Origin of the sequence: Lentzea alba (genome assembly GCF_011067745.1) — a bacterium.
GTDB lineage: Bacteria > Actinomycetota > Actinomycetes > Mycobacteriales > Pseudonocardiaceae > Lentzea > Lentzea alba.
The window spans coordinates 1-15,919 of record NZ_JAAMPJ010000011.1; the positions used below are offsets into that span (position 1 = coordinate 1).

Genomic DNA, 15,919 nt, shown 5'->3' on the forward strand with positions numbered 1-15,919 from the left:
AGGCCAGAGGTGGAAGACCGGTAACGGTTGGAGCTGACTGGTACTAATAGGCCGAGGACTTGTTACAAAGACGCTACGCATCCACTGTGCGGTTCTGGAAGAACAACCAGGACCGATCGAACCCCCGCTGGATCGGGGTTCAGGTTGTAATTTCATAGTGTTTCGGTGGTTATAGCGTTGGGGAAACACCCGGTCCCATTCCGAACCCGGTAGTTAAGCCCTTCTGCGCCGATGGTACTGCACTGGTTACGGTGTGGGAGAGTAGGTCGCCGCCGAACTTTACTTCCCTGAAGGGGCTTGTGATCGCGGGGCACAACTACAGTGCTTCGCTCACAGGCCCCTTTCAGCGTGTCCATAGGAGGATTTGGTGTCCAGGTTCGGGGATCGTCCCGGCGACCGTCAGCGTGGCCAGGGAGACCGACCGCGCCATTCCGACGGTGGCCGATCGACAGGCGATCGCAAGTTCAGCAACAACAAGCGTGATGATCGCGCCGGCGCCGGCCGCGACTCCAAGCCGCGCGAAGACCGCGGTGGCTACCAGCGTGGTGAGGGCTCCGGCGACCGCAACCGCAGCGGGGACCGTCGAGACGACCGAGGCGGCTACCGCAGCGACCGGAGCGGTTCGAGCGACCGCGGCGGCTACCGGGGCAACGACCGTTCCGGCTCCGGCGACCGTCGCGAAGGCGGCTACCGCGGCCAGGGTTCCAGCGACCGCAGCAGCTACCGCAAGGACGACCGGTCCGGCGATCGCGGCGGTTTCCGCGGCGAGCGCTCGGGTGAGCGTCGTGACTTCAAGCCCCGCGAAGACCGCGGCGGTTCTCGCAGTGAAGGTTCCGGCGATCGCGGTGGCTACCGCGACCAGGGCTCCAGCGACCGTGGCGGCTACCAGCGTCGTGAGGGTTCCAGCGATCGTGGTGGTTACCGCGGTGGCGAGGGTTCCGGTGACCGTGGCGGCTACCAGCGCCGTGAGGGTTCCAGCGACCGTGGTGGTTACCGCGGTGGCGAGAGCTCTGGCGACCGTGGTGGTTACCGCAAGGACGACCGGTCGGGCGACCGTGGTGCGTACCGCGGTGAGCGCTCCGGTGAGCGTCGTGACTTCAAGCCGCGTGATGACCGTGGCGGCTCGGGCGACCGTGGCGGCTACCAACGTCGCGAGGGTTCCAGCGATCGTGGTGGATATCGCGGTGGCGAGGGTTCCGGCGATCGCGGTGGCTACCAGCGTCGTGAAGGTTCGAGTGACCGTGGTGGGTACCGCGGTGGCGAGAGCTCTGGCGATCGTGGTGGCTACCAGCGTCGCGAGGGCTCGGGCGACCGTGGTGGGTACCGCGGCGAGCGTTCGGGTGAGCGTCGTGACTTCAAGCCGCGCGATGACCGTGGCGGCTCGGGCGACCGTGGCGGCTACCAGCGCCGCGAAGGTTCCAGCGACCGCGGTGGATATCGCGGTGGCGAGAGCTCCGGTGACCGTGGTGGCTACCGCAAGGACGACCGGTCGGGTGACCGTGGTGGGTACCGCGGCGAGCGCTCCGGCGAGCGTCGTGACTTCAAGCCGCGCGATGACCGTGGCGGCTCGGGCGACCGTGGCGGCTACCAGCGCCGCGAAGGTTCCAGCGACCGTGGCGGGTACCGCAAGGACGACCGCTCGGGTGACCGCGGCGGCTACCGGGGTGGCGACCGTCGGGACGACCGCGGTGGCTACCGCGGCGAGGGTTCCGGTGACCGTGGCGGGTACCAGCGTCGCGAGGGTTCCAGCGACCGGGGTGGCTACCGCAAGGACGACCGGTCGGGTGACCGCGGTGCGTACCGCAAGGACGATCGCGGTGGTGACCAGCGCGATGACCGTCGTGACGAGCGCAGCCGCGAGCGTGCGGCGCGGTTCCAGGAGCGGGTCGCCGAGCAGGGTGGCGCCGACGCCGAGGGCACCGAGAACACGTCGGGTGTGACCGAGGCCGACGAGCGCGCCGGTTACCGCCTGGGCGACGGCGCCGCGGCCACGCGTGCCGCCGCCGGCCGCGAGCAGGCCGTGACCGACTCCGGCGACGAAGATGCCGACTCCACTGACGCAGTTCAGGCCGGCGAGACCACGACGGCCGATGACCGTGCGGCCGAGGCCGGCGAGCGCGACGCGGACGTCGACTCCGATGACGATGTCGTGAGCGCCGACCGCGACGCCGACACTGACGCCGACCGCGGCGCTCAGGCAGCCGACCGTGACGCCACCGACCGTGACGCCACCGACAGCGATGCTGCCGGCCGCGATTCCGGCGACCGCGACTCCCAGGACCGCGCTGCCGACGCCCGTGGCGACGGCGACCGCAGCGAGCGGGAAGACCGCGGCGAGCGCGAGGACCGCGACGAGGCCCCCGCGCCCCGTGGCGGACGCCCCGAGCTGCCCGAAGAGGCCGACCTGTCGCTGCTCGACCCGGAGATCAAGGCCGAGCTGCGCAGCCTGCCCAAGGGGCTCGCGGAGATCGTCGGACGGCACCTGGCCGCGGCCGGGCTGCTGATCGACGAGGAGCCGGAGCTGGCTCTGGAGCACGCCCGGTACGCGCGCAGCAAGGCGGCGCGGGTCGGTGTGGTCCGGGAAGCGGCCGGGCTGACCGCGTACTTCGCGGACGAGTGGGCCGAGGCTCTCAGCGAGCTGCGGGCCGCGCGCCGGATGATGCCCGGGCCGGGCCACCTCGCGATCATGGCCGACTGCGAGCGTGCGCTCGGGCGGCCGGAGCGGGCGATCGACCTGGCCAAGGACCCGTCCGCCAAGGACCTCAGCCAGGAGGACGAGATCGAGCTGCGGATCGTCGCGGCCGGTGCTCGCCGGGACATGGGCCAGTTCGAGGCGGCCGTGGTGGCGCTGCAGGGACCGGACCTCGATCCGGGGCAGCGCACTCCCTACTCCGCACGGCTCTTCTACGCTTACGCCGACAACCTGGCCGCGGCCGGTCGCATCGAGGAAGCGGTCAAGTGGTTCCTCAACGCCGCCGAGGCTGACGACGAAGGGGAGACGGACGCCGCCGAGCGCGCGTTCGAGCTGACCCACGAGGAGACCGTCCCCGAGGAGATCGGACAGCAGTGAGCGAGACGTTGGTCGACCGGTACGACGCGTTGCTGATCGATCTCGACGGCACCGTCTACCGCGGCAAAGAGGTCGTGCCCGGCGCCGCGGAGGAGATCGCGAAAGCCAGAGCAAAAGGCCTCGGAATCCGGTACGTCACCAACAACGCGTCTCGTTCACCGCAGGCGGTCGCGGATCACCTCGTCGAGCTCGGGTTCGACACGAGCATCGACGAGGTGAGCACCTCCGCGCAGGCAGGCGCGGCCATGCTCGCCGAACGCCTGCCGAAGCGCTCCACCGTGCTCGTGCTCGGCACCAAGGCTCTCGAAGCCGAGGTGCTCAAGCGCGGACTCATCCCCACCGACACCGCCGACGGCGCGGTGGCGGTGCTGCAGGGCCTGAGCATGGACCTCGGCTGGCGTCAGCTGGCCGAGGCCGCCGTCGCGATCCGCAACGGTGCGCTGTGGGTGGCGTGCAACGTCGACGTCACCCTGCCCACCGAGCGCGGTCTGCTGCCCGGCAACGGCTCGTTCGTCGCGGCTCTCAAGGCCGCGACCGACGCCGAGCCGCTCGTCGCCGGCAAGCCCGCCACCCCGCTGCTGCAGCAGGCGGCGAAGGACCTCCAGGCGAACCGTCCGCTGGTGATCGGCGACCGGCTCGACACGGACATCCTGGGCGCGGTCAACGCGGGCATGGACTCGCTGCTCGTGCTCACGGGTGTGTCGACCGCGGCGGAGGCGCAAGCGCTTCCGGATGAGCAAAAGCCCACGTATGTCGGCGCCGACCTGTCGGTACTCCATCGGCTACCGTGATACGAGTGAGCTACCCCCTGCCCGGACCTCCTCCCAACCCGGCCGACGCCATCGACGGCGCGCTGGAGAGGCTCGACGGGCTCGAGAACGTTCCCCTCGCCGAGCACGTGGCGCGGTTCGACGCCGTGCACGCGACGCTCACCGAAGCACTGTCGAGCATCGACAAGGTGTGATGCACAGTGCCTCGCAGGGTGCGGCTCGACGCCGAACTCGTGCGCAGGGGGCTCGCCAAGTCCCGTGAGCACGCCAGCCAACTCGTCGCGGACGGACGCGTCACGGTGCGCGGCACCGTCGCGACCAAGCCCGCGACCGCCGTGGAGACCTCCGACGCGGTCGTCGTCAAGGACCTCGCCAACGACCCGAACTGGGCGTCGCGCGGGGCGCACAAGCTGATCGGCGCGCTCGAAGGGTTCAAGATCGATCCCAGCGGCCGGCGCTGCCTGGACGCGGGCGCGTCCACCGGCGGTTTCACCGACGTGCTGCTGCGTCACGGCGCGCGCCAGGTCGTCGCCGCCGACGTCGGACGCGGGTTGCTCGACTGGAAGCTGCAGACCGACGACCGGGTCGTGGTGAAGGACAAGACCAACGTCCGCACCCTCACGCCGGAGGACATCGGCGGGAAAGTTGAACTCGTCGTAGCGGATCTTTCGTTTATCTCGTTGAGGCTTGTGCTTCCCGCACTGGCCGCGTGCCTCGACGAGGAAGGCGACCTGCTGCCGATGGTCAAGCCGCAGTTCGAGGTCGGCAAACAACGTCTGGGCTCCGGTGGCGTCGTACGCGACCCGGAGCTGCGCGTTGCCGCCGTCCTCGAAGTGACCGAGGCAGCAGCCGAACTGGGTCTGGCCGTGCACGGCGTCGTCGCGAGCCCGCTGCCCGGCCCGTCCGGAAATGTCGAGTACTTCCTCTGGCTGCGCCATGCGAACCCGTACCCACAAGGATCGGACGCAGTCGCAGCGATGGTGCGCACCGCCGTCGAAGAAGGGCCCCAATGAGGGAAGTCCTGCTGGTCGTCCACACCGGTCACCAGAGCAACATCGATCTCGCCCGTCAGGTCGCCGGCCGTCTCGCGGTCGGTGGTGTCACGACGAGGGTGCTGGACGACGAGGCGCGTGACCTCGGCCCGTCGTGCTGCACCAAGGTCGTGCCTGCCGACGACCACGCGGCCGAGGGCACCGAGCTCGTCCTGGTGCTGGGCGGTGACGGCACGTTGTTGCGCGGCGCCGAACTCGCCCGCCCCGCGCGGGTTCCGGTGCTGGGCGTCAACCTGGGTCGCGTCGGGTTCCTCGCCGAGGCCGACTCGGACGCGTTGCACGAGGCGGTCGGCCACGTGCTGGAGCGCGACTACTTCGTGGAAGAGCGGATGACGCTCGACCTCGTCGCGAAGGTCGGCGGCGAGGTCGTCGTGAAGACGTGGGCGCTCAACGAGATCAGCGTCGAGAAGCTGATCCGCGAACGCATTCTCGAGGTCGTCGTCGAGGTGGACGGCCGGCCGGTGTCGGCGTTCGGCTGCGACGGCGTGCTGTGTGCGACGCCGACGGGCTCGACGGCGTACGCGTTCTCCGCGGGCGGACCGGTCGTGTGGCCGGACGTGCAGGCGATCCTGGTGGTGCCGAGCAACGCGCACGCGCTGTTCGCCCGGCCGCTGGTCGTCTCGCCGAAGTCGCACGTGGCGTTCGAGATCGAGTCGACCGGGCATCCGGCGGCGCTGTCCGCGGACGGGCGGCGCACGTTCGAGCTGCCCGCGGGCGCGCGGATCGAGATCGTGGAGGGCGCGGTGCCGCTCAAGGTCGTGCGGCTGCGCAAGGCTCCGTTCACGGACCGGCTGGTCGAGAAGTTCGACCTGCCGGTGAAGGGCTGGCGGGGACCATCGGCAGGCTGACCGCGCCGCTCGGCGCAGCGGCACTCGCTCGTTACGGTGCCCCCAGAGCAAGGCCCAATCCGGAAATGTCGGACCCGACAAGTAAGGTTCGCCCTGTGCTGGCCGAGATGCGCATCAATGGCCTTGGCGTGATTGACGAGGCCACTCTCGAACTCGACCCCGGATTCACCGTCGTGACTGGTGAGACGGGCGCGGGCAAGACCATGGTCGTGACCGGGTTGCACCTGCTCGGCGGTGGCCGGGCGGAGGCGTCCCGGGTGCGCACCGGTGCCGACAAAGCGGTGGTGGAAGGCCGCTTCCAGGCTCCGGCGGGCAGCCCTGCCGCGAAGGTGGCGGAGGAGGTCGGCGGCGAGGCGGACGAGGACGGTTCGCTGATCGCGATCCGCACCGTCGGCTCCGACGGCCGCTCCCGCGCGCACGTCGGCGGTCGCTCCGTGCCGGTCGGTGTGCTGTCCGAACTGGCGGAGCAGCTGATCGCCGTGCACGGTCAGAACGACCAGCTGCGGCTCATGCGCCCGACCGAGCAGCGCGGCGTGCTGGACCGCTTCGCGGGCGACGACGTGGGCGAGCCGTTGCGCGCGTACCAGGCCGTCCGCGAGGAGTGGCTGCGCGTGTCGACCGAGCTCAAGGAACGCACCGAGCGCTCCCGTGAGCTCGCCCGTGAGGCCGACCTGCTGCGGCACGGTCTGTCCGAGATCGACGCCGTCGCCCCGTTGCCGGGCGAGGACGTCGAACTGCACGACGAGGCCCGCCGTCTCGCCGACGCCGACCAGCTCCGCGAAGCCGCCCAGGGCGCGCAGTACGCGGTGAGCGGCTCGCTGGAGGGCGACCCGGACAACCCCGGCGCGCTCGGCCTGATCTCCGAGGCCGCCCGCCGCCTGTCCACCTCCGAGGACCCGAAGCTGCGCGAGATGGAACCGCGGCTCGTCGAAGCGGCGACGCTGCTGGCCGACGTCGGCGCCGAGATCTCCGGCTACCTCGACCACCTCGAAGCCGACCCCGGCCGGCTCGAGGAAGTGCTGCGACGCCAGGCCGACCTGAAGGGCCTGACCCGCAAGTACGCGGCGGACGTCGACGGCGTCATCGCGTGGGCCACCGACGCACGTGCTCGCCTCGACGGGCTGGACACGTCCGAGGAGGCGTTGAGCGCGCTCGCCACCCGCCGCGACGAACTGGCCGTGGAACTGGCCGCGCTCGCCGAGCAGGTCACGGCCGCGCGCGTCGAGGCCGCTCTGGAACTGGGCAAGGCCGTCACCGAGGAACTCGACGGTCTCGCCATGCCGCATGCGTCGGTCGAGCTGGTCGTCCGGCCCCGCCACGCCGAATCCGGTGACGCGCAGGCGCTGCCGGTGGGCCGGTCGATCCTGCACGCGGGCTCCTCGGGCGTCGACGACGTGGAGCTGCGCCTCATCTCGCACCCAGGCGCACCCGCGCTGCCGGTGCACAAGGGCGCGTCCGGCGGCGAGCTGTCGCGCGTGATGCTGGCGCTGGAAGTCGTGCTGTCGCACTCCGACCCGGTGCCGACGCTGGTGTTCGACGAGGTCGACGCGGGCGTCGGTGGCCGTGCCGCGGTCGAGGTCGGCCGCCGCCTGGCCCGGCTGGCCCGCTCGCACCAGGTCATCGTGGTGACCCACCTGCCGCAGGTGGCGGCGTTCGCCGACCGGCACCTCGTGGTGGACAAGTCCGCCGACGGCACGTTCACGCGATCCGCGGTGCGCAAGCTGGACGAGACGCAGCGGGTGGTCGAGCTGGCCCGCATGCTCGCCGGCATGGACTCGACCGACACGGGCCGCGCGCACGCCGAGGAACTGCTGGCGGCGGCCAAGGCGGACAAGTCGGCGACGCCGGTGGTGCGGCGCCGCAAGAAGAAGGCCTGAGAGGGGGGCTCGCTCGGGTGAGGTGTGTCCGCGGAAAGCGCGGACCGCGTCGCTCGCTCGGGTGAGGTATGTCCGCGGAAAGCGCGGACCGCGTCGCTCGCTCGGGTGAGGTATGTCCGCGGAAAGCGCGGACCGCGTCGCTCGTCGTGTCTTCTGGGGGGCGACCCCCAGACCCCCGCCGGTTCGGGCGCTGGCGCCCGAACGACCTCCGTGGAGGGTGCGGATCACGTCGTTCGTGGTGCCGAATGGGGACGTCCCAGGCCTTCGCGGGTGTGGCGCTGGGCGCCCGAACGACCTTCGCGGAGGGTGCGGATCACGTCGTTCGTGGTGCCGAATGGGGACGTCCCAGGCCTTCGCGGGTGTGGCGCTGGGCGCCCGAACGACCTCCGTGGAGGGTGCGGATCACGTCGTTTGTGGTGCCGAATGGGGACGTCCTCAGGCCCCCGCGGGTTTGAGCGCTGGCGCCCGAGCGGGCCTGTGTGGGCGAGGTTGGGTTCGCAGAGAGTGCGGACCACGTCGTTCGTCATGTCTTTTAGGGGCGACCCGTCAGGGCTCCGGCGAAGTCGTTTCTGCTGGTGGGCCGTCTGCAAGTACTACCAACTCTTGATCAAATCGCCGCCAACTACACCCAACATGTTCGGCAGTTGCCGAACATGGCTGAGTCGGGCGCGGTAGGACGGCGGGATCGACGAGGTCAGTTGGTAGTAGCAAGGTGCTTGTTGATGTTGGGTTGGTGGTACTTGCACACGCCATCGGCAGCCAGGCGGATGGCCTGACGGGACTCTGTCGCGTTTCCCGCACCGCCGTCAGCTCCGGCGTTCGGCATGATGGGAACGTGACCGAGTACCGGTCAGCGGACGCACACGGTGGTGCGGTGGAAGGTGGACCGGATCTGTGACCACGCGCCGGGTGCTCGGGGCGGTGCTGGTGTTCGTCGCGGCCGGCTTGGCAGTCGCGGCGTCGTTCCTCGCCGCCTACGCCGTGCAGGTCGAGTTGCAGGGGCGGACGTTGCGGTTCGAGGCCACGTCCTGGCTGGTGGAGCGGGACGACTTCCGCGGGGCGTTGCTGCTCGGGCCGATCGAGTACGGCGAGGGCGCGGTGGGGGCGGCGCTGGTCATGGCGTTGTCGGCGGTGCTGGCGTTCCGGATGCCCGCGGCGAGGGTCGGGTCGTTGCTCGGGGCCGGGTTGCTGGCCGGGGTGGCGTGGTCCGCGGTCACGTCCGTGCAGGGGATCGTGAAGAAGGTCGCCGACCTCGGGGCGCCGGTACCGTTCGACGTGGAGCAGGGGGAAGGCATCACCCTGCTGGTCGTGGCGGCCGGGGTGGCCGTCGTGTCGGCGGTGTTGCACCAGGAGTTGCCGAAGCGGGTCGTCGAGCCCGAGGGGGACGGTGCGGTGATCCACCAGGTCGAGGCGGACGACAGTGAGACGCCGCCGTACGGCTTTCCAGTGATCGTCGAGCCGGTGGAGCCGAAAGAGCAGAAGAGTGATTGATCGTCGGAGGATCGCGCCGATCCTGCTGGTGGTGGCGGCGGGGCTGGCGGCTGTCGGGAGTTTCGAGGACACGTACCGAACCTCGTACCCCGGATACGGCGGTTCTGGCGAGCAAGTGCTGAGCACCAACTTGTGGATCGTGACGGCGGATCCGCCGGTCGGCCTGCCGCAGGAGTTGTACAACGCCGCCGGGTTTCCGGTGATCATCACCGCCGTGCTGATGGTGGTCGCCGCGGTGTTCCTGATGAGGCGGCGGACGTCGTTCGCGGCGCCCGTGGCGATGGGGGCCGCCGGTGCGCTGGCAGGCATGGTGTTGCTGTACGTGCTTCAGGTGCGGCGCGAGAAGGCGGCCATTCTCTCCTGGCCCGTGGCAGAAGAGGAGAAGCCGGAGCTGAGCATCCTCGGCGGCACCTACCTGCTGGTGGCGGCCGCGCTCGTCGGACTGGTCGGTGCCGCGCTGGCCCAGCGCGGGCAGCAGCCCGAAGAAACCGAAGAGGAAGTGGACGAGGAGGCCGTGGTCGTGCACCAGCTCGACGATGACGACGACACGCCTCCCTTCGGCATCGCCATCATCGGCGAAGAGCAGCAGGAGACGCGGTGATCGGAAGACCGACGGCGGTGGCGCTGATCGCGGCCGGCGTGGTGCTGACCGCGACGGCGATGGTGTTGCCGTGGTACTCGACCGCGTACGCCGGCGGGGTCGAGGTCGTGGTCCGGGCGTGGGGCACCGAGGTCGTCAACAAGCCCGGCGACTGGCCGGCGGGTGACCTGTCGCCCTGGTACGGCCTCCCCGTCGCCGTCACAGCCGCGCTGTTGGTCGCCGGCATCTGGGTCAACCGGGCCGCGCTGGCCGGAGCGGCGGCACAACTGGGCGCACTGGGCATCACCGCCGCGCTCGTCGTGTCGGACCGCGGTCACGCGATCGAGCAGCAGGGTGACTTCGCGCTCGGCTTCGGGCTCGTGTTCCTCGTGATCGGCACGCTGACAGCTCTGGTCGGGGCCATCTCGGTGCAACGGGAGGCAGCGTGAAGCTCCTCAGCACGGCACTTCTGGTGGCCGCCGCCGCAGCAGCGGTGGCAGCGACGTTCCTGCCGCTCTCGGAACTGCTGATCCGCCTCACCCCGGACCAGCCGCAGACCGCCTACGTCACCACCGGCTGGGCCACGCACTTCGGTGGCACCAAAGACGAACACGGCCCGTTGTTCGGCATCCCGGCCGTGGTGGCCGCGGCGGCGATCCTCACCGGTGTCCGGTGGCGGAAAGTCGCATTTGCCGGAGCAGCGGCACTCGCCGGAGTCACCGGAATGCTGTTCGTGTATTTGCTGAACGCGATCAGCTTCCACAAAGCGGGCAACATCGCCATCGATCCGGGTCTGCAAGCCGGGTTCGGCAACGGAGTCTGGGTGCTGATCGCCGCGGTGGTTCTCGCGTTTGGAGCCGTAGCAGTTCACCCCGACGACTGACCAGCGAGAATTGCCCGGCGTGCCTCACCTGTCCCGCCCGCACCGTGGGTCACTATCGGCGCATGAAGCTTTCCGGGCTGCTGAGCCGCTCCAACCACGAACTTCCCGGTGTCACGGGCGTCGCCCGGGTTGATCGGCGCGTGAGCGACCTGGTGCGGCGCGTCAGTCCCGGAGACGTCGCTGTTTTCGACCTCGTCGACCTCGACCGGCGCACCGCGGAAGCACTTGTCGCGGCCGAGGTGGTCGGCGTCGTGAACGCGTCGCCGTCGATTTCCGGCCGTTTTCCCAACCTCGGCCCGGAACTGCTGATCGAGGCGGGCATTCCGCTGATCGACAACGTCGGTGCCGTCGCGCTGCGGGAGATCAAGGAAGGCACCAAGATCCGGCTGCACGAAGGTGTCGTGTACGCCGGGGAACGCGAGCTCGCCAAGGGGATCGAGCAGAACGCCGAAAGCATCGCCGACGCCATGATCGAGGCGAAGGCCGGCATGTCGGCGCAGCTGGAAGCCTTCTCCGCCAACACCATCGAGTTCCTGCGCCGCGAACGCGCGTTGGTGCTCGACGGCGTCGGCGTGCCCGAGGTGTACGTGCCGATGCGCGACCGGCAGGTGCTCGTCGTCGCGGGCGGACCGTCGCACGCCGAGGAACTCCGCAAGCTCCGCAAGTACATCCGCGAGTACCGGCCGGTGCTGATCGGCGTCGACACCGGCGCGGACACGCTGCACGACGCCGGGCTCAAGCCGGACATCGTCGTCGGCGACCCCGACGGCATCGGCACCGCGTCACTGCGCGCGGCCTCCGAAGTGGTCGTGCCCGCGCAGACCGACGGCCACGCGCCCGGCCTGCAACGGATCCAGGACCTCGGCATCGGCGCGGTGACGTTCCCCGCCTCGGGCAACGCGGAGGACCTCGCGTTGCTGCTCGCCGAAGCACACGGCGCGTCCCTGGTCGTCACGGTGGGGCTGCGCGCGACGCTGCGCGAGTTCCTCGACCGCGGGCACTCCGGTTCCAACCCCTCCACGTTCCTCACCCGGTTGAAGCTCGGCAGCAAGCTCGTCGACGGGGAGGCCGTCGCGACCCTGCACCGCAGCCGGGTCTCGCTGGGCGTGATCGTCCTGCTGGTGACCGCCGCGATCGTCGCCATGGCGGCGGCTCTCGCGGTGTCCGGTGTCGGTCACGTCTACGTCGACATCGTGGTCGACGGCTGGCAATCCGTCGTCAACTGGTTCAAGGGGTTCTTCTCGTGATCACGCTGCGATACCACATAGTTTCGATCACCGCGGTCTTCCTCGCGCTGGCGGTGGGGGTCGTGCTGGGGTCGACCGCGATCAGCGGCCGGCTGCTGTCCGGGTTGAGCGACGAGAAGAACTCGTTGGCACAGCAGGTGAACGACCTGCAGAACGACCGCAACGCGTTGAACGCCAAGCTGACCGAGGCGGACAAGTTCGCCGCGTCCGTCGGCCCGCTCGCGGTCAAGGACCGGCTCACCGACCGCACGGTCGTGCTGGTGACCACCTCGGACGCGCGTCCGTCCGATCGGGACGCGCTGAGCGGTCTGCTGAAGTCCGCGGGCGCCACCGTCACCGGCGAGATCCAGCTGACCGACGCGTTCGCCGACCCGTCCCGCGGCGACCAGCTCCGCGACCTCGTGGCACGGCTGCAGCCCGCCGGTTCACAGCTGCCCACGGCCGCCGACCCCGGCACCCGCGCTGGTGGCCTGTTCGGCACGTTGCTGCTGCTCAACGCGTCCACCAACCAGCCGCAGTCCACCCCGGACGAGGCGGCCTCCGCCCTCGCCGGGCTCTCCAACGCGGGTTTCGTGAAGGCGACCTCCGCGATGAAGCCCGCGCAGCTCGCGATCGTGCTGACCGGCGGCGCCGCGATCGGTGACTCGGCCGCCGACCGCGCCTCCACCGTCGCGCGCTTCGCCACCCAGCTCGACCGGGCCGGCGCGGGCGTCGTGCTGGCGGGTGCGAACGGCTCGGCGAACGGCACCGGCGCGATCGGCGTGGTCCGCGCGGACACCAACGCGACGTCGATCCTGTCCACGGTGGACAACTCCGACACCCCGGCCGGACAGGTCGTGTCGGTGATGGCGCTGCGCGAACAGCTGGAGGGCCGCTCCGGTCGTTACGGCGTGGCGGGCAACGCGGAGGCGTCCTCGCCCGGGACCGCCGGTTAGCGCTCCCAGGCGCCGGGGAATCGCTCCACCAGCTGTTCGAACGCTTCCGGCGTCCGGGCGCAGGCCCACAGCCACGCCCGGTCGTCCTCGCGGATGATCACGTCGTCGGAGACGAACCACCGGCTGAGAGGACTGTTCAGCGGTAGGAGCGTGAAGTGCTCGTCGAGCAGGGGGAGGTCCGCGTCTTTCCTCTCCCTGTCCGCTGTCTCGCCGCCGTCGCCGAACACCGCCATGGACAGCACCAGTTCCACACACGCCAGCGAGAAGCGCGGCATCCACGGGTTCCACGGGTACTGGTGCTTGTCCCGGGAGTCGTGCCTGACCAGCACTTCCGGATCGGCGCCGGCGAGCCGTACTCCCCAGGCCTCGATCCACTGGTCGCTGCGGAAGACGAGGACATCACCGTCCAGCCACAGCTCGGCCGGCGCGAGCAGGCGGTCGTGGTTGCTGGTCACCTCCGGCCGTGTGCCGAACAACGCCAGCGCCTCTTTCAACGCCTCCGGGAGACCGACGCCGAGCCGGTCCTCGGCCTCGGCGAGCTCCCGGCGGGTCCAGCCGTCCTCAGGCCCGATCGGCTCCGTCCACGCGGCCAGGAAACCCTCGATGAATCGCCACGCCGCGGAACGGTCGTGCATGGCTCTGGCGACGCTTCCAGCCACGTCAAAGGTCACGTGACAACGATTCCTGATCTCGGCGCGTGCTGGGGGAGGTTCGGGGAAACCCCTCACTGCGCCGATCGGGTGATGTGATCTGCCGGGTCGTGGTGCGCTGAGTGACCGGCGGCGTGTTAGCGTTATGGCCCGTGGATAGGGGGATTTACCCCCACGATTTTCACGGGAGCCCCGTTGGTGCAGCAGGCACGTACGACCAAGCACGTCTTCGTCACGGGAGGCGTCGCCTCCTCCCTGGGCAAGGGGCTCACCGCCTCCAGCCTCGGCCAGTTGCTCACCTCGCGCGGCCTGCGGGTAACGATGCAGAAGCTCGACCCGTACCTGAACGTGGACCCCGGCACGATGAACCCGTTCCAGCACGGCGAGGTCTTCGTGACCGACGACGGCGCGGAGACGGACCTCGACATCGGCCACTACGAGCGGTTCCTCGCGCGGGATCTGAGCGGCGACGCGAACGTCACGACCGGCCAGGTGTACTCCGAGGTCATCGCCAAGGAGCGGCGCGGTGAGTACCTGGGCGACACGGTCCAGGTCATCCCGCACATCACCGACGAGATCAAGCGCCGCATCCGGGCGATGGCCGAGCCGGACGCCGACGGCGTCACCCCGGACGTGGTCATCACCGAGGTCGGCGGCACCGTCGGCGACATCGAGTCGCTGCCGTTCCTCGAGGCGTGCCGCCAGGTCCGGCACGACGTCGGCCGCGACAACGTCTTCTTCCTGCACGTCAGCCTCGTGCCGTACCTGGCGCCGTCCGGTGAGCTGAAGACCAAACCGACGCAGCACTCCGTCGCGGCACTGCGCAACATCGGCATCCAGCCCGACGCGATCGTGTGCCGCGCGGACCGGGAGATCCCGGACGCGCTGAAGCGCAAGATCGGCCTGATGTGCGACGTCGACACCGACGCCGTCGTCGCGGCCGTGGACGCACCGTCGATCTACGACATCCCGAAGGTGCTGCACGCCGAGGGCCTCGACGCCTACGTCGTGCGTCGTCTCGACCTGCCGTTCCGCGACGTCGACTGGACGGTGTGGGGCGACCTGCTGGAGCGCGTGCACAACCCGACCGAGACGGTGAAGATCGCGCTCGTCGGCAAGTACGTCGACCTGCCGGACGCCTACCTGTCGGTCACCGAGGCGCTGCGTGCGGGCGGGTTCGCGCACCACGCCAAGGTCGAGATCAAGTGGGTGCCGTCCGACGAGTGCCAGACGCCTGAGGGCGCCGCACGGGCGTTGTCCGCCATGGACGCCGTGCTGATCCCCGGTGGTTTCGGTGTGCGCGGCATCGAGGGCAAGATCGGCGCGCTGAAGTACACCCGCACGCGCGGTGTGCCGACGCTGGGCCTGTGTCTCGGCCTGCAGTGCATGGTCATCGAGGCCGCGCGCAACCTAGCGGGCATCGAGGACGCGAACTCCAGCGAGTTCGAAGAGGGCGGTTCGCCGGTCATCTCCACGATGGCCGACCAGGAGGACGTCGTCTCCGGTCAGCGCGACATGGGCGGCACGATGCGTCTCGGCGCGTACATCGCCAAGCTCACGCCGGGGTCGGTGGTCGCTTCCGCGTACGGGTCCACCGAGGTCTCCGAGCGGCACCGGCACCGTTACGAGGTCAACAACGCCTACCGCGGCAAGCTCACCGAGGCCGGTCTGGTGTTCTCCGGTGTGTCGCCGGACGGGCGCCTGGTCGAGTTCGTCGAGCTGCCGGCCGACGTGCACCCGTTCTACGCGGCCACGCAGGCGCACCCGGAGCTCAAGTCGCGTCCCACGAAGCCGCACCCGCTGTTCGCGGCGTTCGTGAAGGCCGCGATCGACTACCGGGTGGCTGACCGCCTCCCGTTGACCGCCGGAGCGGCGAAGTGACGTCCAGGCACGACTTCCGCACGGTCTCCAGCGAGGACCTGCACGTCGGACGGGTTGTCGCGCTGCGGATCGACGACGTCGAGATGCCCGGTGGCGGCACGGCCAAGCGCGAGATCGTCGAGCACATGGGCGCGGTCGCGGTCGTGGCCGTGGACGCTTCCGGTGAGGTCGTGCTGATCCACCAGTACCGGCACGCGCTGGGCAGGCACCTCTGGGAGCTGCCGGCCGGGTTGCTCGACCACGACGGCGAGGAACCGGTCGTCGGTGCCCGCCGTGAGCTGGCCGAGGAGGTCGGGCTCGACGCCGCGCGCTGGGACACGCTGGTCGACGCGGCCGCGTCACCCGGTTTCACCGACGAGGTCGTGCGGGTGTTCCTGGCGCGCGATCTGTCCGATGTGGACCGTGACGTGCAGGGCGAGGAGGAGGCGGATCTGGAGATCCACCGCTTCCCGCTCGACGAGGCCGTGCGGATGGTGTTCTCGGGTGAGATCGTGAACGCCTCGGCGGTGGCCGGTCTGCTCGCGGCCCGCGAGGTGCTGGAGGGACGCGCCACCCCGCGCCCGTCCGACGCCCCCTTCCGCGACAAGCCCACCCGTTTCGCCGCGCGCAAGAAGTAGGGACGTGATGTTGATGAG

15 protein-coding genes and 1 rRNA gene are annotated in these 15,919 nt (G+C 70.1%); 15 read left to right on the forward strand and 1 reads right to left on the reverse strand.

From position 1 onward, the window contains the following. The first annotated feature begins 161 nt into the window (after positions 1–161). The 13 genes from rrf to G7043_RS33130 all read left to right on the forward strand — a co-directional run bounded on the left by rrf (position 162) and on the right by G7043_RS33130 (position 12,753). Positions 162–278: ribosomal RNA gene (gene rrf, locus G7043_RS33070) — 5S ribosomal RNA — on the forward strand. A gap of 89 nt (positions 279–367) precedes the next feature. Next, positions 368–3,070 carry a hypothetical protein gene (locus G7043_RS48725; RefSeq protein WP_166052505.1) on the forward strand — a complete coding sequence of 901 codons (2,703 nt, stop codon included), beginning with the start codon at positions 368–370 and terminating at the stop codon, positions 3,068–3,070. Continuing rightward, complete coding sequence (locus G7043_RS33080) at positions 3,067–3,861, forward strand: HAD-IIA family hydrolase (RefSeq protein WP_166052507.1); 795 nt, start codon at positions 3,067–3,069, stop codon at positions 3,859–3,861. The genes G7043_RS48725 and G7043_RS33080 overlap by 4 nt, the downstream gene beginning before the upstream one ends. A 5-nt stretch (positions 3,862–3,866) precedes the next feature. Then, complete coding sequence (locus G7043_RS33085) at positions 3,867–4,034, forward strand: hypothetical protein (RefSeq protein WP_166052501.1); 168 nt, start codon at positions 3,867–3,869, stop codon at positions 4,032–4,034. 6 nt (positions 4,035–4,040) lie between these two features. Next, entirely contained in the window at positions 4,041–4,853 is an 813-nt protein-coding gene (locus G7043_RS33090; RefSeq protein WP_166052509.1) for a TlyA family RNA methyltransferase, read from the forward strand. After that, the gene (locus G7043_RS33095; protein ID WP_166052511.1) at positions 4,850–5,740 is read left to right on the forward strand and encodes an NAD kinase; all 891 of its coding nucleotides are present in this window, start codon (positions 4,850–4,852) and stop codon (positions 5,738–5,740) included. Before G7043_RS33090 ends, G7043_RS33095 begins: the two co-directional genes overlap by 4 nt. A 95-nt stretch (positions 5,741–5,835) precedes the next feature. Then, positions 5,836–7,617 carry a DNA repair protein RecN gene (gene recN / locus G7043_RS33100; RefSeq protein WP_313888192.1) on the forward strand — a complete coding sequence of 594 codons (1,782 nt, stop codon included), beginning with the start codon at positions 5,836–5,838 and terminating at the stop codon, positions 7,615–7,617. 894 nt (positions 7,618–8,511) lie between these two features. Beyond that, positions 8,512–9,108, forward strand: a complete 597-nt coding sequence (locus G7043_RS33105; RefSeq protein ID WP_166052513.1) for a hypothetical protein — start codon at positions 8,512–8,514, stop codon at positions 9,106–9,108. Next, positions 9,101–9,709, forward strand: coding sequence for a hypothetical protein (locus tag G7043_RS33110; protein WP_166052515.1), 609 nt, complete (start codon positions 9,101–9,103; stop codon positions 9,707–9,709). The genes G7043_RS33105 and G7043_RS33110 overlap by 8 nt, the downstream gene beginning before the upstream one ends. Then, positions 9,706–10,137 (forward strand): hypothetical protein, encoded by a 432-nt coding sequence (locus G7043_RS33115; RefSeq protein ID WP_166052517.1) that lies wholly within the window; start codon positions 9,706–9,708, stop codon positions 10,135–10,137. Before G7043_RS33110 ends, G7043_RS33115 begins: the two co-directional genes overlap by 4 nt. Beyond that, positions 10,134–10,571 (forward strand): hypothetical protein, encoded by a 438-nt coding sequence (locus G7043_RS33120; RefSeq protein ID WP_166052519.1) that lies wholly within the window; start codon positions 10,134–10,136, stop codon positions 10,569–10,571. Before G7043_RS33115 ends, G7043_RS33120 begins: the two co-directional genes overlap by 4 nt. A 62-nt stretch (positions 10,572–10,633) precedes the next feature. Continuing rightward, on the forward strand, positions 10,634–11,818 hold the full coding sequence (gene steA / locus G7043_RS33125) for a putative cytokinetic ring protein SteA (protein WP_166052521.1): 1,185 nt from the start codon (positions 10,634–10,636) through the stop codon (positions 11,816–11,818). After that, entirely contained in the window at positions 11,815–12,753 is a 939-nt protein-coding gene (locus G7043_RS33130) for a copper transporter (RefSeq protein WP_166052523.1), read from the forward strand. Before steA ends, G7043_RS33130 begins: the two co-directional genes overlap by 4 nt. Here the strand turns inward: G7043_RS33130 and G7043_RS33135 are convergent. Beyond that, positions 12,750–13,424, reverse strand: a complete 675-nt coding sequence (locus G7043_RS33135) for an SMI1/KNR4 family protein (RefSeq protein WP_166052525.1) — start codon at positions 13,422–13,424, stop codon at positions 12,750–12,752. The two genes, G7043_RS33130 and G7043_RS33135, sit on opposite strands and share 4 nt — an antisense overlap. 177 nt (positions 13,425–13,601) lie before the next feature. On the opposite strand from G7043_RS33135, the gene G7043_RS33140 reads away from it, so the two are divergent. Together G7043_RS33140 and G7043_RS33145 are read left to right on the forward strand one after the other, a co-directional pair. Next, on the forward strand, positions 13,602–15,284 hold the full coding sequence (locus tag G7043_RS33140; protein WP_390828655.1) for a CTP synthase: 1,683 nt from the start codon (positions 13,602–13,604) through the stop codon (positions 15,282–15,284). Then, complete coding sequence (locus G7043_RS33145) at positions 15,281–15,901, forward strand: NUDIX hydrolase (RefSeq protein WP_313888193.1); 621 nt, start codon at positions 15,281–15,283, stop codon at positions 15,899–15,901. The genes G7043_RS33140 and G7043_RS33145 overlap by 4 nt, the downstream gene beginning before the upstream one ends. Positions 15,902–15,919 lie beyond the last annotated feature (18 nt).